The following is a 22,668-nucleotide window of genomic DNA, read 5'->3' as shown; positions in this document are numbered from 1 at the left end:
CGGGTGCTATTAAATTAATAGCTGCTTACGCAAGTACGGTAAGGGCTAGGGCCTGTTTTTGTTTTAAAAGTTCACGGTAAAGTTGGTCCCGGCCACTGAGGTAGGGTTTTGGCCAGCTCACCGCCCGGCTTTGCAGTTTGGCCGCTTCGTGCAGCGTCCAGGCCGCGTCGGCCAGGTGCGGGCGCGCAATCGCGCACAGGTCCGCGCGGCCGGCCGCGATGATGCTGTTGACGTGATCCACTTCTGAAATCGCACCCACGGCAATCGTCTGTATGCCGACCTCGTTGCGGATGCGGTCGGCAAACGGTGTCTGGTACATGCGGCCATAGACCGGTTTGGCGGCGCGTGTGGTCTGGCCCGAGGATACATCGATGAAGTCACAACCCGCCGCCTTGAACAGACGCGCGATGGCCACCGCATCGTCAGCGGTGTTGCCGCCCGGCGCCCAGTCGTGCGCCGAAATACGCACACTCATGGGCCGGTGCGCAGGCCACATGGCGCGTATGGCGCTGAAGACTTGCAGCGGGTAGCGGCAGCGGTTTTCCAGGCTGCCGCCGTATTCATCCGTGCGCAGATTGGTCAGCGGGGTGATGAAACTCGACAGCAGGTAGCCGTGCGCGCAATGCAGCTCCAGCCAGTCGAAACCCGCCTCGGCCGCGTAGCGCGCCGACTCTACAAACTGCGCCTGGATGTGATTCATGTCCTGCTGCGTCATCGCCGTCGGCATGGCGTTGTCAGGCCCGTACGACACGGCACTGGCGGCCAGCAGCGGCCAGTTGCCGGAAGGCAGGGGCTCGTCGGGCGCCTCCCAGCCGATCTGGGTTGAGCCCTTGGGCCCGCTGTGGCCGAGTTGCATGCCCATGCGCACGCCTTCACCCGAGCGATGGGCAAAATCAACAATGCGTTTCCAGGCCAGCATCTGCTCTCTATTCCACAGACCCGGGCAGCCGGGGGTGATGCGGCCCTCGGGGCAAGGTGCGGTCATCTCGGCAAATACCATGGCGGCGCCGCCCAGCGCGCGTGCGCCCAGATGCACCAGGTGGAAGTCCTGGGGCAGACCGTCCACGGCGCTGTAGGTGGCCATGGGCGAGACCACGATGCGGTTTTTCAGTTGCAGCTCACGCACTTTGAGCGGCAGCAGCATGGGTGGGGATGGGGGCGAGGCTGTGTCTCGCCATGAACTCCCTCTCCCCCTGGGAGAGGGTAGGGGCTGAACGCTGCGGCTCTGGACGCGGCTGCCCGCGTCCGGACAGCGTGAAGAAGCCTGGGCTCCGACCAGGCTGCGGTCTGCAAGACAGGGCTCCCCGTCCTCGTGCTGGGCCAGCCACGCTTCATACCCGGCCAGCCATGAGGCATCACGCACCCGCAGATTTTCATGGCTGATGCGTTGCGAGCGGGTCAGCAGCGAGTAGAAAAATTGCTCTGCCTCCAGCCCGCTGTACCGGTCCACGTTTTCAAACCATTCGGTCGAGTTGCGCGCGGCGTTCTGGATCTTCAGCACTTCGACAGATCGCACCGCTTCATAGGCCTGCAGCGCCTCGTCGGCTTGGGCGTGTTGCGCAAAACAGCGGCTCAGCTCGATCGCGTCTTCCAGCGCCAGCTTGGTGCCGCTGCCGATTGAAAAATGGGCGGTGTGCGCCGCGTCGCCCATCAGCACGATGGGCACGTCCTTGCCGGCAATGGCTTCGTGGTGCACCCAGCGTTCACAAACCACGCGCGGAAAGCGTATCCAGATGGCCGAGCCGCGCACATGGCTGGCGTTGTTCATCAGGGTATTGCCGTCCAGGTATTTGGCAAAGAGCTTTTCGCAAAAGCTTATGCCTTCTTCCTGACTCATGGCATCGAGGCCATGGGCTTTCCAGACCGCCTCGGGCGTCTCGACGATGAAGGTCGAGGTGTGGTCGTCAAACTTGTAGGCGTGCGCGGCAAACCAGCCGTGCGCGGTTTGTTCAAACGCAAAGGTGAAGGCGTCAAAGGTCTTGTGTGTGCCCAGCCAGACAAAGCGGCAGGCGCGCAAATCCACATCGGGCTTGAAGGTGTCGGCATAGCGGTTGCGGATGCGGCTGTTCAGGCCGTCGCTGGCAATCACCAGATCGGCCTGGTATTTGGCGGCGATGGCCTGATCGTCCTGTACATCGGTTTCAAACACCAGATCCACACCGAGCGCTATGCAGCGCTCTTGCAGGATGTTGAGCAGGCGCTTGCGGCCTATGCCGCAAAAGCCGTGGCCGCCCGAGCGCACAGACCTGCCTTTGAAAAACACCTCCACATCGTCCCAGTGGTTGAAAGCGTCGCCAATCAGTTGCGCGCTGACCGGATCGGCCAGCCGCAGGTTGTCCAGCGTCTGGTCCGACAGCACCACGCCCCAGCCAAAGGTGTCAAACGGGCGGTTGCGCTCTACCACGGTGATGCTGTGGGCCGGGTTTTGCAGCTTCATCAGCGCAGCAAAGTACAAACCGGCAGGACCACCGCCCAGACAAAGAATTCGCATCGGGAAGACCGTTCAAATGGATTAATCGAGTCTTAATTATTTAGAGCTAAACTATTTCCGTCAAGCAGTTTTTTGAAGCCTTGGATAACGCTGTGTGGCGGCGCTCGGCCGTCCGGGGCATCCTTCGACAGGCTCAGGACGAACGGATGAGGCGATCAGGCGCAGTGGCTCTTCAAGCAAGCAGGCGCAGCGGCTCTCGAGGCTGGTGCCTGCGGCTCCGAACCTGCTTGGGCAGGTTTGGACAGGCATCACAAGCGAAGCCTCTGGCGAGCGGCGGCCTGCAAGGTGCAGCGAAGAGCAGTGAGCGACCGTGGGGGCCCTATTTAGCCTGGAATCCGTCCGCCCGGTAGGTCAACACCAGGGTGTCGCGGTGCCCGTCCACCGCGCCGACCTGCAGCGGCAGGATGGGTGTGGTTTCGTGGATCACGCGAGCGTCGTCCAGCAGCAGCGTGGTCAGTGGCTCCTGCATCACGAAGCGCAGGCCGTGCGGGCCGTTGGCGTCGAACACACGGGTTTCGCCGCCCTTGACGCCGCGCCTCGCCAGCAGCATGACCACCACAAAGTCCACGCCGTCTCGGTGCGCACCCTCCGGGGTCGGCCGGCCTACGCCGCCGGCCGTGTCGATGCGGAACTGGTGCGCCTCGATGAACCATCGCACCACCGGCCGCACCTGCGCGAACAGTCGGCCCAGGTTGGACAGCAGCGCGGTCCAGGCAACTGCGCCTGCCACGGCCGGTGCTACCGGTTCAAACCAGCGCTCGAAGCCGCCATGCAGCGCGTTGTAGTCGGTGGGCTGCCAGTGGGCTCGGTGCGGTGTCTGAACCAGCGCGCCGTCGGCCAGGTCCTGGATAAAGCAGCTATGCCGACGCTTGCGGTAGTGGCCGCCGTCCTTCAGGTGAACATCAGGCGGCAAATCGTCCCAGGAGGGAGCCAATGCCGTCCAGCCCTGCGCCCAGCCCGGCGGCATGGCCGCAGTCAGGTCCGCAGGCGACAACAGCCGCAAGCCGTCCTGGCTCAGTGCCTGCACGGCGGGTTTGGGGGCGGTCGGAATATTGAGCATAGGCCGGTATTTTGCGTCAGTGCGAAGCCGGCGTGGGATGACGGGAAAGCAGCCTACAGACTTCTTTGGGTGACCGTTTCATAATCAAAATGACTCTTACAACACCCAGGAGCTTTCTCATGCTGTACAAATTCAAGTCCAAAGCTGCCGGTGACCTGATCATGCTGGAGGCCAATGGCCGCCGCGTCCTGGAGATCATCGGCAAGGACACTGGCCCCAAAGGCATCATCCTGCCCGAGCAGATGCCGGCCGCCATGACCGCCCTGCACGCCGCCGTGGCGCTCGAAGAGTCACACGACCAGAAAGTCGACGCTCTGGTACCCGGCGAGGATCTGGGTTTGCGCCAGCGCGTTGTGCCCTTCATCGACATGCTGGAGCGCAACCACAAGGCGGGTCATGAGGTGGTCTGGGGAATATAGAGCCCCCACGCTTGTCGCTTCGCGTACTGCGCTGCCCCCCGAGGGGGCGCTGCGCCTGCGGCCCGGCGAAGCCGGTTCCGCGGCCCCTGCTTGAAGGGACGGACAGCCCCGCGTTTCCCGCCCCCTCTCCCTCTGGGAGTGGGCTGGGGTGAGGGCCGTTCCCCGTTCGCTAATCGACCTTGGCGCCTGAGACTTTCACGACCTGGGCCCATTTGGTGATTTCCGAGTCGATCAGTTTGGCAAACTCCTGTGGCGTGTTGCCGCTGGGAATGGCGCCCTGAGCCAGCATTTTTTCCTTGATGGCCGGCGTGGTCAGTGCTTTGGACACTTCCTGCTGGATGCGGTTGACAATCTCGGGCGGCGTACCGGCGGGTGCCAACAGGCCAAACCAGCTGCTGGCTTCAAACCCCTTGAGCTTGCCCGCTTCTGCGACCGTCGGCAATTCAGGCATGGCGCCAGATCGCTCGGCGCTGGTCACGGCAAAAGCCTTGAGCTTGCCACTCTTGATGTGCGGTATCGCCGACGGCAGGTTGTCAAACATGACGTCGACGCTGCCGCCGATCAGGTCAAGCAATGCCGGGCCGGAGCCGCGGTAGGGAATGTGGACCATGAAAATCCCGTTCTGCGTCTTGAACATTTCGCCCGCCAGGTGGATGGAGGTGCCACTGCCGCTGGAGGCCATGCTGAGCTTGCCGGGATTGGCTTTGGCGTATTTGACAAAGTCGGCCACGTTGTTGATGCCCCGCTTTGCCGCCTTCTCGGTGTTCATGACCATGACGTTGGGCACGCCAGCCACCAGCGTGATAGGCGCGAAGTCCTTTTGCGGATCAAACGGCATCTTGGCGTAGATCGACTTGTTGATGCCATGGGTGCCAACGGTGCCCATCAAAATGGTGTACCCGTCGGCCGGTGATTTGGCGACCAGGTCGGCGCCCACGTTGCCACCGGCACCGGCCCGGTTGTCGACCACGAAGGGCTGGCCAAAGGCTTTTGCCAGCTCCGGCGCCACGGCGCGGGCCAGAATATCGGTGGTCCCGCCGGGTGCAAACGGCACCACGATGCGCACCGGCTTGTTCGGCCAGCCGCTTTGGGCAGTGGCCGGGAGTGCTATAAAATTAATAGCTGCTAGCGCAATAGCGGTAAGGGCTAAGCGGCGATTTGACTTGAAAATGGGGGGCATGTGATTCCTCTGCGACGAAGTGGTAATGCACCACTTTAGCGCCCAGCGTTTGGGGTATCCATCGGTGCAATCCCGGCTACCGCGCCGTCAAGCGGACAGAAAAAAGCCACCCGGCTTGCGCGGGGTGGCTTGTCGGGAAGCAAAAGAACGGATCAGTCCGCGAACTGCTTGGCAGCGTCAATCACTGGCTTGAGTTTGGCGATTTCGCCTGCAACAAAAGCCTTGTGAGCGGCGGGCTCCATGCGTTTGTCGGTCACGACCACAGCCCCCAGACCTTCCTGCTTCTTCACGAAGTCAGCATCTTTCAGTGCGAGCTTGAGGGCGGTGTTCAACTGGGCCAGAACGGCAGGTGGCGTGCCTTTAGGGGCATACAGACCGTGCCAGATGGTCAGGTCAAAGCCCTTCAGGCCCATTTCCTGCAGAGAGGGGTAATCCTTGAGCAACTTGTGCTTGGACAGGGGCTTGGCCGTGGTCACGGCGAAGGCCTTGACACGGCCGGCTTCGATTTGGCCGGTGGTGTTGGTGGTCTGGTCGCACATCAGATCAACCTGGCCGCCGACCAGTGCATTCATCGCCGGACCGGTGCCGCCGAAAGGAATGGTGGTCATGGCTTCCTTGGCGTTGATCGCCGATTGCCACATCAGGCCGCACAGGTGCGAGGCAGAACCCAGACCAGCATGGGCAATATTGAGCTTGCCTGAATTCGCCTTGATGTAGTTTTCGAAGTCGCGGTACGTGTTGGCCGGCAACTGGGGCTTGCCAATCAGGGTCATCGGAACTTCATTGATCAGGCCGAGGTATTCGAAATCTTCCAGCGGCTTGTACTGCAGTTTGCGGTACAGCGCTGGCGTAGCCGCCATGCCGATATGAAACAGCAGCAGGGTGTGGCCGTCCGGGCTGGCTTTGGCGACCTTGGTGGCGCCAATGGTGCCGCCGGCGCCGTTGACGTTTTCCACCACGAAGTTGGCGCTGCCGCCCATGGCCTTGCGCATGGCTTCGGCCAGGTCGCGTGCCACGCGGTCGGTTGGGCCGCCCGCCGCAAAAGGCACAACAATAGAGATCGGCTTGGAGCCGGGGTAGGTTTGCGCATTGGCAAAGAGGGATGTCGCGGCCAGGGCGAGCACGAGCAGGCGTTTCATAAAAAGTCTCCTTTGAGTGACCCGCCCAGTTTACAAAGCCGAAAGCCAGTGTCCATCGCGGGAACTACGTAAGGGCAAGCACTCAGCGCGAGCGCGGGGGGGGATGGTGTTCCCAGGACTGCAGGCCCTCACCCCAACCCTCTCCCAGAGGGAGAGGGGGGCAAGAAGGCACGAGAGCCGGTATTTTCAAGCAGGCGCAGCGCCCCCTCGGGGGGCGCAGAGAGCTACACGCAGTGAGCGAACGTGGGGGCTCTATTTATAACTTCGAGCATCCTCGATGACTTTGCCATCGTTGGGCAGGCTGCCCGGCGCCATGAGTTGCACGTCGCCGCGCAATTTTGTGATGTCGCGTATGGCCTCGCCGATGCGGCTTTCCAGCCCTTGCGGCAGCGAGGAGGCCTCGACCTTGAGCGTCATGCTGTCGCTCGCCATTTCGCCGCTCACGACCAGCCGGGCCTTCAGCACTTCGGGGAAACGCCTGGCGATGTCCGCCACCTGGCCGGGGTGCACAAACATGCCGCGGATCTTGGTGGTTTGGTCGGCGCGGCCCATCCAGCCCTTGATGCGCATGTTGGTGCGCCCGGTCGGGCAGGTGCCCGCCAGCACGGCAGACAGATCGCCGGTACCGAAACGGATCAGCGGATAGCCGGGGTTCAAGGTGGTGACCACCAGTTCACCGACCTCGCCTTCTGGAACCGGGTCGCCCGTGCCGGGTCGGACGATTTCGACAATCACGCCTTCGTCCAGCACCAGGCCTTCGCGTGCTTCGGTTTCGTAGGCGATCAGTCCGAGGTCGGCGGTCGCATAACTTTGGTAGATGGCCATGCCACGCTCTAAAAACCAGTCGCGCAAGCTCGGCGTAAAGGCTTCGCCGCCGACCAGGCCTTTGCGGATGCTGGAGATGTCGCTGCCGGTCTCAAGCGCCTTTTCCACCAGAATGCGCAGGAAGCTGGGCGTGCCGGTATAGCCATCGGGCCGGAGCTCGGCAATCGCCTGCAGTTGTTGTTCGGTTTGGCCGACGCCAGCCGGAAACACCGTGCAGCCGACCGCGTGCAAGCCCGACTCCATGATGAACGCGCCGGGCGTCATGTGGTAGCTGAAGGCGTTGTGCGCCAGGTCGCCTGCGCGAAATCCTGCGGCGTATATCGCCCGGCCGGCGCGCCAATAATCCGGGGTGCTGCCTTCGGGCTCGTAGATCGGCCCGGGCGAAGCAAACACGCGCGGCATCCCTGGCCCGCGCAGCAAGGCAGAGAAGCCGCCGAACGAATCACCGGGCCGGCCCGCCTTCTGCAGATCAAACAACGCATGCTTGCGCGTGACGGGCAGGCGCGCCAGCGCGGTGCGGCTGGAGATGGCGGCGGCATTGATGCCGGCCAGCAAGGTGGTAAAGGCACCCGCAGCCTTTTGCGCGTGCGCCACCTGGCCCGGCAGCGCCGCCATCAATGCGGCCTCGCGCTGCGCCGGGGGGCGGGACTCCAGAATGTCAAAAAACAAGGTCATGTCAATGTCCCTCAAGCCAACCAGCGCTTGCGGCGTTTGTAACTTTTCACATCCCTGTAGCTCTTGCGCTCGCCGCCGCCCATGCCCAGGTAGAACTCCTTGACATCCTCGTTGTTGGCCAGGTCGCGGGCAGCACCGTCCATCACCACCCGGCCGCTTTCCATGATGTAGCCGTAATCGGCGTATTTCAGGGCCATGTTGGTGTTTTGCTCGGCCAGCAAAAAGGTGACCTTTTCTTTCTGGTTGAGGTCTTTCACGATCTCAAACACTTCTTCGACAATTTGCGGCGCAAGACCCATCGAGGGTTCGTCCAGCAGCACCATGCTGGGGCTGGCCATCAGCGCGCGGCCGATGGCGCACATCTGCTGCTCACCCCCCGAGGTGTAGGCTGCCTGCGAGGTGCGGCGCATTTTCAGGCGTGGAAAGTAGTTGTAAACCTTTTCCAGATTGGCTGCGATCTGGGCTTTGCTTTTCACCGTATAGGCGCCGGTCAGCAGGTTTTCTTCAATCGTCAAATGGGCAAAACAGTGGCGCCCCTCCATGACCTGGACCACGCCGCGCTGCACCAGATCGGCGGTCGTGAGGTTTTCAATGCGCTCGCCGCGCAGCTCGATCGAGCCTTTGGTGACCTCACCGCGCTCGCCTTTGAGCAGATTGGAAATAGCGCGCAAAGTCGTGGTCTTGCCGGCGCCATTGCCGCCCAGAATGGCCACAATCTTTCCTTCTGGCACATTCAGGGAAACGCCCTTGAGCACCAGAATGACGTGGTTGTAGATGACTTCAATGCCATTGACGTTCAGGACGACAGGGGTGGTGCTGGGTGTGCTCATGCTGTTTTTCCGTTCATTCTCAAACGCTGGGACAGCGCTTGAGAATGAGCTGTCCTGGCGGGCCTGCCCCGCCATCCATGCCTCGCCACAGACCCAAGCCGGTGTAGCGAAGCACGGACCCCGGGCTGGATCGCCCGGGAAGACACATCTTTCAGGACTGGCAGTCCGCAGCGGTGCGTCGCGTCAGTTTTTTCTCGGCGGCGTACTTCTCGGCCGAGTTTTTGACCATTGGCCGAATGACCTGTTCGTCAGCCTGTAGCCAGTCGGAGGTCCAGACAAACTTGCTGCCGTCCCACTGATGCACACGCGCCCAGGCAGAACCCATGTGGTCCACGCAGTTGGTTGACACCGGGCGCATCACGCCCTTGAAGCCCAATGCATCGAGCTTGGCCTGGGTCAGGTTCAGGTTTTCATAGCCCCAGCGTGCTTGTTCACCGGTCATGACTTTGCCTTTGCCAAAGCGCTCTTGCGCAGCGCGCACGCCCTCGACTGCCAGCATGGCACCCACGACACCGCGCATGTACAGCACTTGTCCGACCTCGTCTTTGGGGCCAGCGCCCTGACCTTTGGCGTGAACTTTCTCCAGAATTTCCTTCACAACGGCTGAGCCCGGCTCAGCGCCGTGCTGCATCATCACCGCGCTGTAGCCTTTGGCACCCTGACCAATGTCTTTGAGGTCTGGCTCAGCGCCCGACCACCACGTGCCAAACATCTTTTCGCGTGGATAACCTACCGCCTGCGCTTCTTTGATGGCAGTACCCGTCATCACGCCCCAGGTTTGCAAAATCACATAGTCAGGCTGCTGCTGACGAACTTGTAGCCAGGTGGCCTTTTGCTCAACACCCGGTGCTGCAATTGGGAGCAGTTGCAGGGTGAATCCGTATTGCGCGGCCCGCTCCTGCAAGATCGGCAGCAACTCTTTGCCAAACGGGGAGTCGTGGTAGCCCACGCCAATTTTTTTGCCCTTGAGTTTGTCCATGCCGCCGGCCTGCTTGCCGATGTGCTGAAGCACTGTGTCACCCGCGACCCAGTAGTGGCCGATCAGCGGAAAGTTCCATTTGAAAATACCCCCATCTTGCGAGTCGCTGCGGCCATAACCCGAAGTGATCATCGGGATCTTGTCGGCAGAAATTTTTTCGGTCAGCGCGAAAGTGATTCCCGTCGATAAGGGCTGAAACACCGTAGCGCCACCGTGTTTGTTCTTGAGGCGCTCGTAACACTCGACCCCACGGTCTGTGGCGTAGGCGGTTTCACATTCTTCAATCAGTGTTTTGATGCCGTTGATGCCGCCGCGTGCATTGACCAGCTTCATGTAGTCGTTGTGCCCGTTGGCCCAAGGTGTGGCGTTGGGCGCGACGGGGCCGGTGCGGCCCGTCAAGACCGGGAAAAACTGCTCTTTGGCCTGGGCGAAAGCCCCCGCACCAGCGGTTGCCAGCACGCTGGCAAGAACGATATGACTCAATTTCATAAAAGTCTCCTAGATATTGGCAATGGCATGCCTGTGGTTGCAGAACGAAAAAACAAACAACAAAAATTCAACGCTGAAAAGACTCAATGCGGGAAAGGCCAGAGACGCAGTTTTTGCTTGCCTATGCTCCATAGCCGTGCCAAGCCATGCGGCTCGACAATCAGGAACCAGACAATCAATGCACCGAACAACATGACCTCGGTGTGTGCGACCGCTGCGGTAGAAATTTCAACCCCCACCAAGGCACCCATGGCGGGTAAAAACTGGTTCAGAAAAATAGGCAGAATCACAATAAAGGCCGCGCCGAAAAAGCTGCCCATGATGGAGCCCAGCCCGCCAATGATCACCATGAAGAGGAGCTGAAACGAGCGGTCAATCGAAAACGCAGCCGGCTCCCAGGAGCCCAGATGAACAAAGCCCCATAAGCCGCCAGCCACGCCAATGATGAAGGAGCTGACCGCGAATGCACTGAGCTTGGCGTAAACCGGCCTGATGCCTATCACTGCGGCAGCCACGTCCATATCTCGAATAGCCATCCACTCCCGGCCGATCGCGCTGCGGACCAGATTTTTTGCCAGCACGCCAAAGACGATTAGAAAACCCAGGCAGAGCAGGTATTTTTTGAAGGGTGAATCAATCGGTATGCCCAATGCACTCAGGTTTGACACGGCGACGGAACCCGATGTGCTGTTGTTGGTAAACCAGCTGATGCGCAAAAAAGCCCAGTCACAAAAAAACTGCGCGGCCAGTGTTGCCACCGCCAGGTACAAGCCTTTCACACGCAAGCTGGGGATGCCAAAAAATATGCCAACCAAGGTTGCGAAGAAGCCACCAGCCAGCAGCGCCACGATCATGGGCATACCTTCAATCCGCACATACGTGTTGTACGCCGCATAGGCGCCCACCGCCATAAACGCGCCAGAACCCAGCGAAATCTGCCCGCAATAGCCGACCAGAATATTGACGCCCAGTGCAGCCAGCGACAGGATCAAAAAGGGAATCAAAATAGCGCGAAACATGTACTCGTCAGCGATCAACGGCACCGCGACCAAGCTGAACAAAAGCAGTCCAAGCAAAAACCATCGGTCCTGCGCAATCGGGAATATTTGCTGGTCAGCCTGGTAGGTCGTTTTGAATTGACCGTTTTCTCTGTAAATCATGTTTATCTCTCAAACTCGGTCGATTATTTTCTCGCCGAAGAGCCCCTGCGGCCTGAACAGCAAAAACACCAGTGCCAATACATAAGCAAACCAGATTTCAATACCCCCGCCCACCATCGGACCCAGGTACACCTCCGACAGCTTCTCGCCCACGCCAATAATCAGGCCTCCAATAATCGCGCCGGGTACCGACGTGAGGCCGCCCAGAATAATCACAGGCAGCGCTCGCAGCGCGACCGTGGTCAGCGAGAACTGCACGCCGAGTTTTGAGCCCCAAATCATGCCGGCAACCAAGGCGGTAATGCCTGCGACACACCACACAATCACCCAAATGGTATTGAGCGGAATGCCCACGCTTTGCGCAGCCTGGTGGTCATCGGCGACAGCCCGCAGTGCGCGACCGGTGGATGTTTTCTGGAAGAACAGGCTCAAAGCCGCCACCAGCGCAGCCGCTACCAGCGCCGAGATCAGGTCCTCCTTGTTGACCAGCAGGCCACCCGGAAAGACGTTTTGCAATACAAACACCGGCTCTTTGGGCATGCCAATATCAATTTTATAAATGGCGCTGCCAAAAATAGTTTGTCCCAAACCGTCTATAAAGTACGTGATGCCCAGGGTAGCCATCAGCAGCGTGACGCCTTCCTGATTGACCAGGTGGCGCAGCACCAGCCGCTCAATCAACCACGCCAGAATAAACATGCAGACGGCAGCTGCCAGAAAACCCAGCAGGTTGCCGAGCAGTTTGTTTTCAAAGCCAAACCACTCGGGAATCCATTCTGCAAAGCGGGCCATCGCCAAGGCTGCAAACAGCACCATCGCCCCTTGCGAAAAGTTAAATACGCCAGAGGCTTTAAAAATCAGCACAAAGCCGAGCGCTACCAGCGAGTAAAGCATGCCGGCCATCAGGCCGCCCAAAAGAGTTTCAAGAAAAAAAGCCATCTCTATTTACCTTGCTTCAGTCGCACGCACAGACCGCTGTATGGCCCCCTCTCCCAGAGGGAGAGGGAGTCATTCGGCGAGTCGTGGCGCTTTTTCGATACGGGGTTCAATGACTTGTTCCCAGGTAAGCCCGAATCACATCCGGGTTGTTGCGTACTTCGTCCGGTGTGCCGTCGCCGATTTTTCTACCGTAGTCCAGCACCACCACGCGGTCTGAAATATCCATCACCACGCTCATGTCGTGTTCAATCAGAACCACGGTAATGCCAAGCTCATCGTTCACATCCAGCACGAAGCGGCACATGTCCTGCTTTTCCTCGACGTTCATGCCGGCCATCGGTTCGTCGAGCAGCAACACCTGCGGCTCCATCGCCAGTGCGCGGCCCAGGTCCACACGTTTTTGCAGGCCGTAGGGCAACTGGCCCACCGGCGTCTTCCGATAGGCCTGAATTTCCAGAAAGTCGATGATCTTTTCAACGGCTTCGCGGTGCTGGAACTCTTCTTTTTGCGCAGGGCCGATGCGCAGCGCCTGCAGCAGCAGGTTGCTTTTGATCTTCAGGTTGCGGCCGGTCATGATGTTGTCGAGCACACTCATGCCCTTGAACAGCGCCAGGTTCTGGAAGGTGCGCGCCACACCCATCACCGCCACCTGGTGGCTGTTCATGTGTTTAAAGGTCTGGCCGCGAAAAGTGATGCTGCCCTGCTGCGGCTGATAGACCCCGTTGATGCAGTTGAGCATGGAGCTTTTGCCGGCACCGTTGGGGCCGATGATGGCGCGGATCTCATGCTCTTTCACATTGAAGGAAATGTCGGCCAGGGCTTTCACGCCGCCGAAACTCAGGCTGATGTTGTGTACGTCGAGGATGACGTCGCCTATTTTTTTGGTCATGCCGCTGCCTTTACCGGTGCAAAAGTCTGCGCGTCGCTGATCTTCAGCGTGGCGCTCACGCTACCGCTGCGACCGTCTTCAAACTTCACGACGGTTTCAATGAACTGCTCTGTCTTGCCGCTGTACAGCGCATCGACCAGCGGCTGGTACTTGTCGGCGATAAAGCCGCGCCGCACCTTGTTGGTCCGGGTCAACTCGCCATCGTCGGCGTCAAGCTCTTTGTGCAGCACCAGGAAGCGGCTGATCTGCGAGCCGGCCAGCAGCGTATCGACGCTCAGGTCGGCGTTGACCTTCTCCACGCACTCCTTGATCAGCTGGTACACCTCGGGTTTTTGCGCCAGGTCGGTGTAGCCGGCATACGGCAAGTTGCGCCGCTCGGCCCAGTTGCCGACCGCATCGAAGTCGATATTGAGCATCACGCAGACCTTCTCGCGACCGTCGCCGTAGGCCACCACTTCCTTGATGTGGGGGAAGAACTTGAGTTTGTTCTCCACATACTTGGGCGCAAACATCGCACCGTCGTTGGCACCGCCCTTGATGCGGCCCACGTCTTTGACGCGGTCGATGATCTTGAGGTGACCGCTGGCGTCCAGGAAACCGGCGTCGCTGGTGTGGTACCAGCCGTCGGCGGTCAGCACTTCGGCGGTGGCTTGCGGGTTCTTGTAATAAGCCTTGAGCAGGCCGGCGGATTTGACCAGGATTTCTCCGTTGGCGTCCACCTTGATCTCCACCCCCCGGATCGGCACACCCACGGTGTCGGCGCGCGCCTGGTTGTCTGGTTGCAGGCAGACAAACACGGCGGTTTCGGTCGAGCCATAGAGCTGCTTGAGGTTGACTCCAATCGAGCGGTAAAAGGTAAACAGGTCTGGGCCAATGGCCTCGCCCGCCGTGTAGGCCACGCGCACGCGCGAAAAACCGAGGTTGTTGCGCAGCGGGCCATAGGCCATGATCTGTCCCAGCGCGTAAAGCACCTTGTCGCCAGTGCCCACGGGTTGGCCGCCCATCAGTGCTGGCCCGACGCGTTTGGCCACGTCCATGAAGAAGTGAAACATCTTGCGTTTGAGAAGGCCCGCATCTTCCATGCGGATCATCACGCTGGTCAGCAGGCCTTCAAAGACGCGCGGTGGCGCGAAGTAATAGGTGGGGCCGACTTCCTTGAGGTCGATGGTAACGGTGCTGGCGTTTTCGGGGCAGTTGACCACGTAGCCGCAGGCAAGCCACTGCGCATAACTGAAAATGTTCTGGCCAATCCAGGCAGGTGGCAGGTAAGCCAGTACTTCCTCGCTGCTGGTCAGCTTGTCGAACTCGGCGCCGGCCTGAGCACGGTCGAGCAGGGTGTGGTGCGTGTGCACCACGCCTTTGGGGTTGCCGGTGGTGCCAGAGGTGAAAAACATGGCGGCCACGTCATCAGGCTGGGCTTTTTCGATCTCTGCCTTGAAGAAGCCGGGCTGCGCTTTTGAGAAGGCTTGTCCACCGGCAATCAGCGCATCCAGCGCGACCAGCCCCGGTTCCTGGTAATTGCGCAGGCCGCGTGGGTCGTCAAAAATGATGTTTCCGAGCTGCGGGCACTGCTCGCGGATCTCCAGCAGCTTGTCGACTTGCTCCTGGTCCTCGACCATGGCAAAACGCACCTCGGCGTTGGTGATCGGGAACACACATTCAGCGCCTACCGCGTCCTGGTACAGCGGCACGGCAATTGCGCCCAGCGACTGCGCCGCCAGCATGGTGGCGTACAGGCGGGGCCGGTTGGCGCCGATGACCACCATGTGTTCGCCGCGCTGTAGTCCGGCCTGGTGCAGGCCGCAGGCAATGTGCTCCACCAGCGTGGCCATGGCCGCCCAGCTGTGCGCTTGCCAGATACCATATTCCTTCTCGCGCATGGCGGGCGCGCCGGGGCGCTCGGTAGCGTGCTTCAGGAGCAATCGGGGAAAGGTGGTCAACATTCGGTAACGTGTCTCCAGCGTGATGCAGCTCCCAGGAGGGAGGCCGCTTCGAGGTATGAGGGCATCCTAGGCTTGGGTTTGACGTTGAGTTGTCGTTTGGACGACAATTTAGGGGACACCCCTCCCCGGACTTTCCCGCATCCGGTTTCTCTTCCTGCTTGGACCCATGAACACCGAACTCCCTCTCTACAAACGCGGTCGCGCGCCCGATGCCGCCGAGCTGGCCGGCATCCCCTGGCTCGGTTTGCTGCTGCCGACTGAGCGCGCGCAGGCGGTCGCAGAACTGATCGTCGGTGACGCGCTGCCCGGTGACTATGTCTGCCGCGTCGGCAAGCCGGTGACCTACTGGTTCGGCGTCGTCGAAGGCCTGCTCAAGATGAGCGCCGACAACGCGCAAGGCTTGACCATGACCTTTACCGGCGTGCCGCCCGGCGGCTGGTTCGGCGAGGGCACGGCACTCAAGCGCGAGCCTTACCGCTACAACATCCAGGCGCTGCGTAAAAGTGTGGTGGCCGGCCTGCCGGTGGACACCTTCCACTGGCTGCTGGACCACTCCATCGGCTTCAACCGCTTTGTGATGAACCAGCTCAATGAACGCCTGGGCCAGTTCATCGCGGCGCGCGAGATTGATCGCATGAACAACCCCGATCTGCGCGTGGCGCGCAGTCTGGCGGCGCTGTTTAACCCGGTGCTGTATCCGGGCGTCGGTGAAATCCTGCGTATCACCCAGCAGGAAATGGCCTACCTGGTCGGGCTGTCGCGCCAGCGCGTCAACGAGGCCTTGGCCAACCTACAGGCACAGGGCACCATACGCATTGAATACGGCGGCTTGCGTGTGCTGGACCTGGCGGCGCTGCGCTCCAGTGTTTTTGTAAATAAAATGGGCCTCCAGCCCATGAGTGGTGGGCGTAAGCTGCTATAAAATAGATAGTAAATTCATGCCAGACCAGCCCCCCAAACCAAGTCCTCAACCCGCCGCCACGCGCATCCGCGCGGCCGACCCGGCTGTTCCTCCGTCCACCGGCAGCACCGTCCGCCTGAACAAACGCATGGCCGAACTCGGCTTGTGTTCTCGCCGCGAGGCCGACGACTGGATTGCGCGCGGCTGGGTTCGCGTCAACGGCGCGCCCGCCGTGATGGGGCAGCCGGTCGCGCTCAACGCACGCATCGAGGTGGCGCGCGAGGCCGAGCAGCAGCAGCGCCAGCAGGTCACCATCCTGATCAACAAGCCGGTCGGTTATGTCAGCGGCCAGGCTGAAGACGGCCACGAGCCGGCGGTGGTGCTGGTGCAGCCGCAAAACCGCTGGCGCGAGTGCAACAGCCGCATGCGCTGGGGCCATGAGCAACTGCGCGGGCTGGCGCCGGCCGGGCGGCTGGACATCGACTCGATTGGCCTGCTGGTATTGACGCAGGACGGCCGCGTGGCGCGCCACCTGATCGGCGAGGACTCCGAGGTGGAAAAGGAATACCTGGTGCGGGTGACGTATCGGAGTGAACAAGGCGCCGAGAGCAGCAATGTGCAGGCGATTTTTCCGCCCGAAAAGCTGGCCCTGCTGTGCCATGGCCTGAGCCTGGACGGCGAGCCGCTGCGGCCAGCGCGTGTCGAGTGGCAAAACCCCGAGCAATTGCGCTTTGTGCTCAAGGAAGGCAAAAAGCGCCAGATCCGCCGCATGTGCGAGCAGGTGGGGTTGTTTGTGACCGGGCTCAAACGTGTGCGCATCGGCATGGTCAACCTGGGCCATCTGCCGGTGGGGCAGTGGCGCTACCTGGCGCCGCACGAGCGTTTCTAAGCCAGGTTTGCTCCTGTTTCAGGAGCTGCTTGCGCCCGACCCATATGGGCTGGAGCCCGATTTGACGCATAAAACGCTCTGCAAAACCGTGGCTGGACGCTCTGCATGCCTGCCCCGACAATGGCGGTATGTCCCCTTCTGCGCCGCCGCGTCCCCGCCTCCCTGCCCTGGCTGACTTGCGCCGACACTTGCACCTGTCCGATATTCAGGGCCTGGCGCAGTTGGCCACGCGCGGCACGCTGGGCGTCACCGGGCTGGCTGAAAAAGTGCAGGGCAATGTCTACAAGGCAGTTGCCGCTCCTTTTGGCGCAGCCGGTCAGAAGTTTGTGGACCGCGCAGCCGGCGCTTCAGGTGTCAGGCCGACGGGCATCACCGGTCTGGTTTACAGCAGCATCCGGGGCGTGACGCGGCTGGCCGGTGGCACGGTGGATGCGGTGTTGTCGCGTGTGGCGCCGCGTGTAGCACCGCAGGCCTCGTCGCCGCAGCGCGAAGCCATGCTGTCGGCGATCAATGGTGTGTTGGGAGACCAATTGCGGGACACCGCCAACCCGCTGGCCATCGCCATGAGCTTGCGCCACGACGGCCAGCCCTTGCCGCTGGACCGGGCCCCGCTGGCGCAGCGCCTGCCGAGAGCGACCGGCAAGGTTTTGGTGCTGGTTCATGGCCTGTGCATGAACGACCTGCAGTGGCGCGCCGACGGCCACCCCGGCGCACACGAGCACGGCGAGCAACTTGCACGGGCATTGGGCTACACCCCGGTCTACCTGCACTACAACACCGGCCTGCACATCTGCGGCAACGGGGGGCAGTTCGCCGCGCTGCTGGAGCAATTGCTGCAGGCCTGGCCGCAGGAGGTGGAGGAACTGAGCTTGCTGACCCACAGCATGGGGGGGCTGGTGGCGCGCGCGGCCTGCCACAGCGCGGCGTCCACGGGCCTGCTATGGCCGGCGCGGCTCAAAAATCTGGTGTTTCTGGGCACGCCGCACCACGGCGCGCCGCTGGAAAAGCTCGGCAACTGGGTGGACACCGCACTCGGCGGCAACCCGGTCACACGTCCTTTCGCGGCGATTGGCCAGGTGCGCAGCGCAGGCATCACCGACCTGCGTTACGGTCATGTGTTGCCCGGTGATACGCAGGATACGAACCGGTTCACCGCAGCGCCCGACCGGCGCCCGCCCTTGCCCCTGCCAGTCGGGGTGGCCTGTTTTGCGGTGGCGGCCACGCTGGGCGCGGCTTCCCCAGCGGCAGGCGCCAGCGCGCTGCGGGGTGAATGGCTGGGCGACGGCCTGGTGCCGCTGTTCAGTGCGCTGGGTCAACATGCCGAGCCGGCACGCAGCCTCACCTTCGATCCCGGCCGGCAATGGATCGCGCTGGAAACCGGCCACATAGCCCTGATGCACAGCCCGCAGGTGTGCGTCCAGTTGTTGCGCTGGCTGGCCTGAGTGCTGGGTGCAAGGTTGTTTCGTGTGCCGCATCAACCTAATCCGGAGCTAATTCAGCGCGGTCAAGATACCGTCTCCACTCCAATATTCCGCAAAGCCATGGACAACTTTTTCTGAACCTGTGGCCCGAGCCATTCTTTTCGCCGCCGCCGTGATCGCCCTGTTTGTGCTGCAGGTGCTTCCGTCTGCAGATGGCGGGCTGCTGCTTCACCCTCAGGTTCTGATTGCCTTGCTGGCTGTGGCGCTGCTGGGTGCGGTGCTGTTTCGGCCGATTCGGCCGGCCGTGGTTGCGGTCGGCCTGCTCAGCCAGGCTCCTAGCGCGCCGGCGTCGAGGTGTTGCGCCAGGCCCGTGCGTGCTGGCGCGCTGGCCACACGTGTCGGCCCCGTCACTGCCAGCTGCAGGTCGATGGTGGAAACGTCCTGGCTGCCACACCAGCGGCCAGCGAGCGTAGGCGCGCTGATGTGCGTGCCGAGGCTGTGCAAGCACGCATGCACAACACCTTCAGTTCTGCCCCTGGCCGCGCTTGAATCGCTTGAGCGCCTGCGCTGCCCGGCAGCGCAACGCAAAAACCCGCCGAGGGCTGCCTGGGCGGGTTTTTTCATGGCGGTACGGAGTCGGGGCCAGGCCGGCTGACCCGCGATAATCGGTGCTTGAAATAGCCGCCCACGCCCTCAGTTCCTGAAGCGGCCGTTTTTTCCTTTCTTTATTTCAAGAACAATCACCATGAGCAAGCAAACCCTTTCCTTTCAGGCGGAAGTCGCCCAGCTATTGAAGCTGGTCACCCACTCGCTGTACTCCAACCCCGACATCTTCCTGCGCGAACTGGTCTCCAACGCCTCTGACGCCTGTGACAAGCTGCGCTTTGAGGGCCTCAACAACGCGGCCCTGTACGAAGAAGCGCCCAACCTGGACGTGCGTGTCAGTTTCGACAAGGCGGCTAAAACCATCACGATCACCGATAACGGCATCGGCCTGTCGCAGCAGGACGCCGTCGAGCATCTGGGCACGATTGCCAAAAGCGGCACGCGTGACTTCATGTCCAAACTCTCAGGCGACCAGAAAAACGATGCGCAACTGATCGGCCAGTTCGGTGTCGGTTTTTATTCGGGCTTCATCGTTGCTGACAAGATCACGGTGGAAAGCCGCCGCGCGGGACTGCCGCTTGCCGAAGGCGTGCGCTGGAGCAGCGCTGGCACTGGCGACTTCGAAGTCGAGACGATGGAGCGCGCCGAGCGCGGCACCAGCGTCATCCTGCATTTGAAGGACGACGCCAGCGAGTACCTCAACACCTGGAAGCTCAAAAGCATCATCAGCAAGTACTCCGACCACATCTCGCTGCCCATCCTGATGAAGAAGGAAGCCTGGAAAGAGGGCGAGAACGACCAGCCAGGCGAGATGGCTATGACCGACGAGTGGGAAACCGTCAACCAGGCGGCGGCCCTGTGGACACGCGCCAAGAAGGACATCACGCCCGAGCAGTACGACGAGTTCTACAAGCAGATCAGCTATGACAGCCAGGCGCCGCTGGCCAGCACGCACAACCGTGTCGAAGGATCGACCGAATACACACAACTGCTCTTCATCCCCGCCAAGGCGCCGATGGACTTGTTCAACCGCGACAAGGCCGCCGGCGTCAAGCTCTACGTCAAGCGCGTCTTCATCATGGACGACGCGCAGGCGCTGCTGCCGACTTACCTGCGTTTTGTCAAAGGTGTGGTCGATTCGTCGGACCTGCCGCTCAACGTCTCGCGGGAGCTGCTGCAGGAAAGCCGCGCCGTCAAGGCCATCCGTGAAGGCTGCACCAAACGTATCTTGTCCATGATCGAGGACCTGGCCGCCAACGAGCCGGAAAAGTTCGCCAGCTTTTACGCCGAGTTCGGCGCTGTTCTCAAGGAGGGCCTGGGTGAAGACTTTGCCAACCGCGAGCGCCTTGGCATGCTGCTGCGTTTTGCGAGTTCAACCACCGACAGCACCAGCGTGGGTTTTGCCGACTACAAGGCACGCATGAAGGAAGGCCAGGACGCGATTTATTACATCACGGCCGACACCCAGGCCGCCGGCAAAAACAGCCCGCAACTGGAAATCTTCCGCAAGAAGGGGATTGAAGTTTTACTCATGACCGACCGGGTCGATGAGTGGGCGCTGAACTACCTGCACGAGTTTGACGGCACGCCGCTGCAATCGGTGGCCAAAGGCGCGGTCGATCTCGGCAAGCTCCAGGACGAGGATGAAAAGAAAGCCGCGGAAGAGGCGCAGACCCAGTTCAAACCCATGCTGGACCGGCTCAAGGACGTACTCAAGGACAAGGCCACCGACGTTCGCGCCACCACGCGTCTGGTCGATTCACCGGCTTGTCTGGTGGTGCAGGACGGCGACATGTCCACCCAGCTGGCGCGTATGCTCAAGCAGGCTGGCCAATCCGCGCCCGAGGTCAAGCCGATTCTGGAAATCAATGCTCAGCACCCGCTGGTCAGAAAGCTAGAAGGCAGTGCGCATTTTGATGACCTGGCCCACATTCTGTTTGACCAGGCGCTGCTGGCCGAGGGTGGGCTGCCGGATGATCCGGCGGCTTATGTGAAGCGGGTCAACGCGCTGCTGCTCTGAAAGCGGTTCTTTGCCTAAACATGAAGCACGCTCCACGCTTGCCCGTGGAATGTGCCTCGAAGAGCTAAAAGATTTAACTCATAAGTGATCTTATAAGAACAAATTTGGCCATATTGTGCGCGTCAAGAGATATTTTGTTCTCTTGGGAGCTGTTTCTTCCTGCTAACGGCTTCTGTGAGCTAACAGAATCTCCTTGGCAAGCAGATGCTGTTCTTATGAGGTCAAAAAAACATGACGAATCGCAGAATTTGTCGTAAAGTGATCTCATGAGGTCAAATAATGCAACTTAAGGTTGAGAGTCTGCCAGAGTTGGCTCAAGCGCTGATGGGCGAGCGCAAGCTCCAGGGCCTATCCCGAGAGCAGGCCGCCGCCGTCTGCAACGTGAGTGAGTCCTTCATTCGTGATGCCGAGAGCGATCCGGGCCGATGTTCGCTGATAAAACTATTGCAGCTGACAGAGGGACTGGGCTTGACGATGACCCTGTCGGACTGGCAAACCGTGGTCGAGACGAAAGGCCATGATCAAGCCGAAAAAGAGACTTTCTCATGATCCGCTTGCGCGTCTGGGCCGGCGTCAGGCCTCTGGGCTGGTTTGGACATGAGGCCGGTGAGTATTTTTTTGAATATGACGCGCAGTGGCTGGAGCAGCCCGGGGGCTACGTGCTGGCGTCTCAATTCGCGCTGGTTGGCACCCGCTTCACCGGGCCGCTGATCCGCAGTTTTTTTGAAAACCTGTTGCCTGAGGGCACGGCGCTGGACGATGTCATCGCCGCACTGGCTCTGCGTGACCCTTCCCCGTTTGAACTGCTGGGCCAACTGGGCAAGGAGCTTCCGGGCGTTTTGTCACTGCTGCCCGAAGGTGCGCAGCCCAACTGGCAGCAGCAGTACCGCGCGCTTCCTTATAAGACCTTGAGCGAACGTATCCGCAGCCAGACACCGCTGCTGGTGTCCAACGAGCAGAGCACCATGTCGCTGGCGGGCGCACAGGAAAAGATGGGGCTGCGTTTTGACAAACGCACAAACCAGCTGTCTGAAAGCGTGGGCACATCGCCCACGACCCACATCCTCAAGCCAGATACGCGCCAGGTGCGCTACCAGCCCAGTGCGCTCAATGAATACGCGTGCATGAAGCTGGGGAAGGCGTTGAAGCTGCCGGTGCCGGACGTATGGTTTCTGCGCGTCCCTGAACCGGTGTACATCGTCGAGCGTTACGACCGCCGTAATGTGGCCGGCACTGTCGTGGGCCTGCACCAGTTTGACGGCTGCCAGTTGCTGGGCCACGGCTCCGGTTGGAAATATGAGCGCCAGGGGGGGCTGGTCAGCGTGCCCAAGCTGGTCGCGGCTCTGCGCAGTCTGCCGGTGCGCGGCATCGACTTGCTGCAGTTGCAGCAATGGGTGATGTTCAACTACCTGATTGGCAATGCCGATGCCCATGCCAAAAACCTGTCGGTGCTGGTTGACGACAAAGGTTTTCGCCTCGCGCCGTTTTACGACCTGCTGTGCGTGCGTGCCTATGGCGACACTGGTTTGGCGCTGTATATCGGCGATGAGGACAACTTCGACGCGGTCGGCGCTTATTCGTGGGAGGCGCTGTGCGGGGACTGCGGGTTTCGCCTGCCTGAAACCATGAAAGGCTTCCTTAAGATGGCGCAAGCACTGCTGCCCGCCTGGAAGAAGACGCATCAACGCATCGTTAAGGAAACTGCGCCCACTGTGCCGGAACGAGCCTTGCTGGAGCGGATGACTCAGGTTTTTGAAGCGCATTGTGCCCATGCGCTGTCGATGACGGGCGGCTGAGGCGCGGCTGTCCAACT

The 22,668-nt window shown here is 61.0% G+C and carries 19 protein-coding genes; 8 read left to right on the top strand and 11 right to left on the bottom strand.

The window, feature by feature from the left end:
* Nucleotides 1-25: 25 nt before the first annotated feature.
* Nucleotides 26-2,491 (bottom strand): bifunctional salicylyl-CoA 5-hydroxylase/oxidoreductase, encoded by a 2,466-nt coding sequence (locus Q8O29_RS02585; protein ID WP_305560498.1) that lies wholly within the window; start codon nt 2,489-2,491, stop codon nt 26-28.
* 319 nt (nt 2,492-2,810) lie between these two features.
* On the bottom strand, nt 2,811-3,551 hold the full coding sequence (locus Q8O29_RS02580; protein ID WP_305560497.1) for a 2OG-Fe dioxygenase family protein: 741 nt from the start codon (nt 3,549-3,551) through the stop codon (nt 2,811-2,813).
* A gap of 119 nt (nt 3,552-3,670) precedes the next feature.
* On the opposite strand from Q8O29_RS02580, the gene Q8O29_RS02575 reads away from it, so the two are divergent.
* Entirely contained in the window at nt 3,671-3,970 is a 300-nt protein-coding gene (locus Q8O29_RS02575; protein WP_305560496.1) for a DUF1840 domain-containing protein, read from the top strand.
* Between the two features lie 169 nt (nt 3,971-4,139).
* Here Q8O29_RS02575 and Q8O29_RS02570 read toward each other — a convergent pair whose 3' ends face one another.
* From Q8O29_RS02570 to Q8O29_RS02530, 9 genes are all read right to left on the bottom strand, one after another.
* On the bottom strand, nt 4,140-5,150 hold the full coding sequence (locus Q8O29_RS02570) for a tripartite tricarboxylate transporter substrate binding protein (RefSeq protein ID WP_305560495.1): 1,011 nt from the start codon (nt 5,148-5,150) through the stop codon (nt 4,140-4,142).
* 152 nt (nt 5,151-5,302) lie between these two features.
* Entirely contained in the window at nt 5,303-6,289 is a 987-nt protein-coding gene (locus Q8O29_RS02565; RefSeq protein ID WP_305560494.1) for a tripartite tricarboxylate transporter substrate-binding protein, read from the bottom strand.
* 252 nt (nt 6,290-6,541) lie between these two features.
* Nucleotides 6,542-7,789, bottom strand: a complete 1,248-nt coding sequence (locus Q8O29_RS02560; protein WP_305560493.1) for a phenylacetate--CoA ligase family protein — start codon at nt 7,787-7,789, stop codon at nt 6,542-6,544.
* Nucleotides 7,790-7,800: 11 nt separating this feature from the next.
* Entirely contained in the window at nt 7,801-8,619 is an 819-nt protein-coding gene (locus Q8O29_RS02555) for an ABC transporter ATP-binding protein (RefSeq protein WP_305560492.1), read from the bottom strand.
* 151 nt (nt 8,620-8,770) lie between these two features.
* On the bottom strand, nt 8,771-10,087 hold the full coding sequence (locus Q8O29_RS02550; RefSeq protein WP_305560491.1) for an ABC transporter substrate-binding protein: 1,317 nt from the start codon (nt 10,085-10,087) through the stop codon (nt 8,771-8,773).
* An 83-nt stretch (nt 10,088-10,170) separates the two neighbouring features.
* On the bottom strand, nt 10,171-11,247 hold the full coding sequence (locus Q8O29_RS02545; RefSeq protein ID WP_305560490.1) for a branched-chain amino acid ABC transporter permease: 1,077 nt from the start codon (nt 11,245-11,247) through the stop codon (nt 10,171-10,173).
* Nucleotides 11,248-11,256: 9 nt separating this feature from the next.
* Nucleotides 11,257-12,186, bottom strand: a complete 930-nt coding sequence (locus Q8O29_RS02540; protein ID WP_305560489.1) for a branched-chain amino acid ABC transporter permease — start codon at nt 12,184-12,186, stop codon at nt 11,257-11,259.
* A gap of 106 nt (nt 12,187-12,292) precedes the next feature.
* Nucleotides 12,293-13,075 carry an ABC transporter ATP-binding protein gene (locus Q8O29_RS02535; protein WP_305560488.1) on the bottom strand — a complete coding sequence of 261 codons (783 nt, stop codon included), beginning with the start codon at nt 13,073-13,075 and terminating at the stop codon, nt 12,293-12,295.
* Nucleotides 13,072-15,018 carry a long-chain fatty acid--CoA ligase gene (locus Q8O29_RS02530; RefSeq protein WP_305560487.1) on the bottom strand — a complete coding sequence of 649 codons (1,947 nt, stop codon included), beginning with the start codon at nt 15,016-15,018 and terminating at the stop codon, nt 13,072-13,074. Before Q8O29_RS02530 ends, Q8O29_RS02535 begins: the two co-directional genes overlap by 4 nt.
* A gap of 166 nt (nt 15,019-15,184) precedes the next feature.
* Here Q8O29_RS02530 and Q8O29_RS02525 point away from each other — a divergent pair, with 166 nt between their 5' ends.
* The 7 genes from Q8O29_RS02525 to Q8O29_RS02495 all read left to right on the top strand — a co-directional run bounded on the left by Q8O29_RS02525 (nt 15,185) and on the right by Q8O29_RS02495 (nt 22,651).
* Nucleotides 15,185-15,940: a Crp/Fnr family transcriptional regulator gene (locus Q8O29_RS02525; RefSeq protein WP_305560486.1), complete on the top strand. Its 756-nt coding sequence runs from the start codon at nt 15,185-15,187 to the stop codon at nt 15,938-15,940.
* A 16-nt stretch (nt 15,941-15,956) separates the two neighbouring features.
* Nucleotides 15,957-16,808, top strand: coding sequence for a pseudouridine synthase (locus Q8O29_RS02520; RefSeq protein ID WP_305560485.1), 852 nt, complete (start codon nt 15,957-15,959; stop codon nt 16,806-16,808).
* Between the two features lie 128 nt (nt 16,809-16,936).
* A complete protein-coding gene (locus tag Q8O29_RS02515) occupies nt 16,937-18,250 on the top strand; it encodes an alpha/beta hydrolase (RefSeq protein ID WP_305560484.1) in 1,314 nt (437 codons plus the stop codon).
* Nucleotides 18,251-18,371: 121 nt separating this feature from the next.
* On the top strand, nt 18,372-18,884 hold the full coding sequence (locus tag Q8O29_RS02510; RefSeq protein ID WP_305560483.1) for a hypothetical protein: 513 nt from the start codon (nt 18,372-18,374) through the stop codon (nt 18,882-18,884).
* Between the two features lie 90 nt (nt 18,885-18,974).
* Nucleotides 18,975-20,855 (top strand): molecular chaperone HtpG, encoded by a 1,881-nt coding sequence (gene htpG, locus Q8O29_RS02505; RefSeq protein ID WP_305560482.1) that lies wholly within the window; start codon nt 18,975-18,977, stop codon nt 20,853-20,855.
* A gap of 279 nt (nt 20,856-21,134) precedes the next feature.
* The gene (locus Q8O29_RS02500; protein ID WP_305560481.1) at nt 21,135-21,404 is read left to right on the top strand and encodes a helix-turn-helix domain-containing protein; all 270 of its coding nucleotides are present in this window, start codon (nt 21,135-21,137) and stop codon (nt 21,402-21,404) included.
* The gene (locus tag Q8O29_RS02495) at nt 21,401-22,651 is read left to right on the top strand and encodes a HipA domain-containing protein (RefSeq protein WP_305560480.1); all 1,251 of its coding nucleotides are present in this window, start codon (nt 21,401-21,403) and stop codon (nt 22,649-22,651) included. The genes Q8O29_RS02500 and Q8O29_RS02495 overlap by 4 nt, the downstream gene beginning before the upstream one ends.
* Nucleotides 22,652-22,668: the final 17 nt, after the last annotated feature.

The organism is Polaromonas sp., assembly GCF_030689685.1.
Taxonomy (GTDB): domain Bacteria; phylum Pseudomonadota; class Gammaproteobacteria; order Burkholderiales; family Burkholderiaceae_C; genus Polaromonas.
This window is presented reverse-complemented; position numbering and strand designations above follow the sequence as displayed.

What these genes read in the sequence shown, in the direction of transcription:
- Q8O29_RS02585 (WP_305560498.1), bottom strand. Translation starts at nt 2,491, where the DNA reads ATGCGAATTCTTTGTCTGGGCGGTGGTCCTGCCGGTTTGTACTTTGCT.
- Q8O29_RS02580 (WP_305560497.1), bottom strand. Translation starts at nt 3,551, where the DNA reads ATGCTCAATATTCCGACCGCCCCCAAACCCGCCGTGCAGGCACTGAGC.
- Q8O29_RS02575 (WP_305560496.1), top strand. Translation starts at nt 3,671, where the DNA reads ATGCTGTACAAATTCAAGTCCAAAGCTGCCGGTGACCTGATCATGCTG.
- Q8O29_RS02570 (WP_305560495.1), bottom strand. Translation starts at nt 5,150, where the DNA reads ATGCCCCCCATTTTCAAGTCAAATCGCCGCTTAGCCCTTACCGCTATT.
- Q8O29_RS02565 (WP_305560494.1), bottom strand. Translation starts at nt 6,289, where the DNA reads ATGAAACGCCTGCTCGTGCTCGCCCTGGCCGCGACATCCCTCTTTGCC.
- Q8O29_RS02560 (WP_305560493.1), bottom strand. Translation starts at nt 7,789, where the DNA reads ATGACCTTGTTTTTTGACATTCTGGAGTCCCGCCCCCCGGCGCAGCGC.
- Q8O29_RS02555 (WP_305560492.1), bottom strand. Translation starts at nt 8,619, where the DNA reads ATGAGCACACCCAGCACCACCCCTGTCGTCCTGAACGTCAATGGCATT.
- Q8O29_RS02550 (WP_305560491.1), bottom strand. Translation starts at nt 10,087, where the DNA reads ATGAAATTGAGTCATATCGTTCTTGCCAGCGTGCTGGCAACCGCTGGT.
- Q8O29_RS02545 (WP_305560490.1), bottom strand. Translation starts at nt 11,247, where the DNA reads ATGATTTACAGAGAAAACGGTCAATTCAAAACGACCTACCAGGCTGAC.
- Q8O29_RS02540 (WP_305560489.1), bottom strand. Translation starts at nt 12,186, where the DNA reads ATGGCTTTTTTTCTTGAAACTCTTTTGGGCGGCCTGATGGCCGGCATG.
- Q8O29_RS02535 (WP_305560488.1), bottom strand. Translation starts at nt 13,075, where the DNA reads ATGACCAAAAAAATAGGCGACGTCATCCTCGACGTACACAACATCAGC.
- Q8O29_RS02530 (WP_305560487.1), bottom strand. Translation starts at nt 15,018, where the DNA reads ATGTTGACCACCTTTCCCCGATTGCTCCTGAAGCACGCTACCGAGCGC.
- Q8O29_RS02525 (WP_305560486.1), top strand. Translation starts at nt 15,185, where the DNA reads ATGAACACCGAACTCCCTCTCTACAAACGCGGTCGCGCGCCCGATGCC.
- Q8O29_RS02520 (WP_305560485.1), top strand. Translation starts at nt 15,957, where the DNA reads ATGCCAGACCAGCCCCCCAAACCAAGTCCTCAACCCGCCGCCACGCGC.
- Q8O29_RS02515 (WP_305560484.1), top strand. Translation starts at nt 16,937, where the DNA reads ATGTCCCCTTCTGCGCCGCCGCGTCCCCGCCTCCCTGCCCTGGCTGAC.
- htpG (WP_305560482.1), top strand. Translation starts at nt 18,975, where the DNA reads ATGAGCAAGCAAACCCTTTCCTTTCAGGCGGAAGTCGCCCAGCTATTG.
- Q8O29_RS02500 (WP_305560481.1), top strand. Translation starts at nt 21,135, where the DNA reads ATGCAACTTAAGGTTGAGAGTCTGCCAGAGTTGGCTCAAGCGCTGATG.
- Q8O29_RS02495 (WP_305560480.1), top strand. Translation starts at nt 21,401, where the DNA reads ATGATCCGCTTGCGCGTCTGGGCCGGCGTCAGGCCTCTGGGCTGGTTT.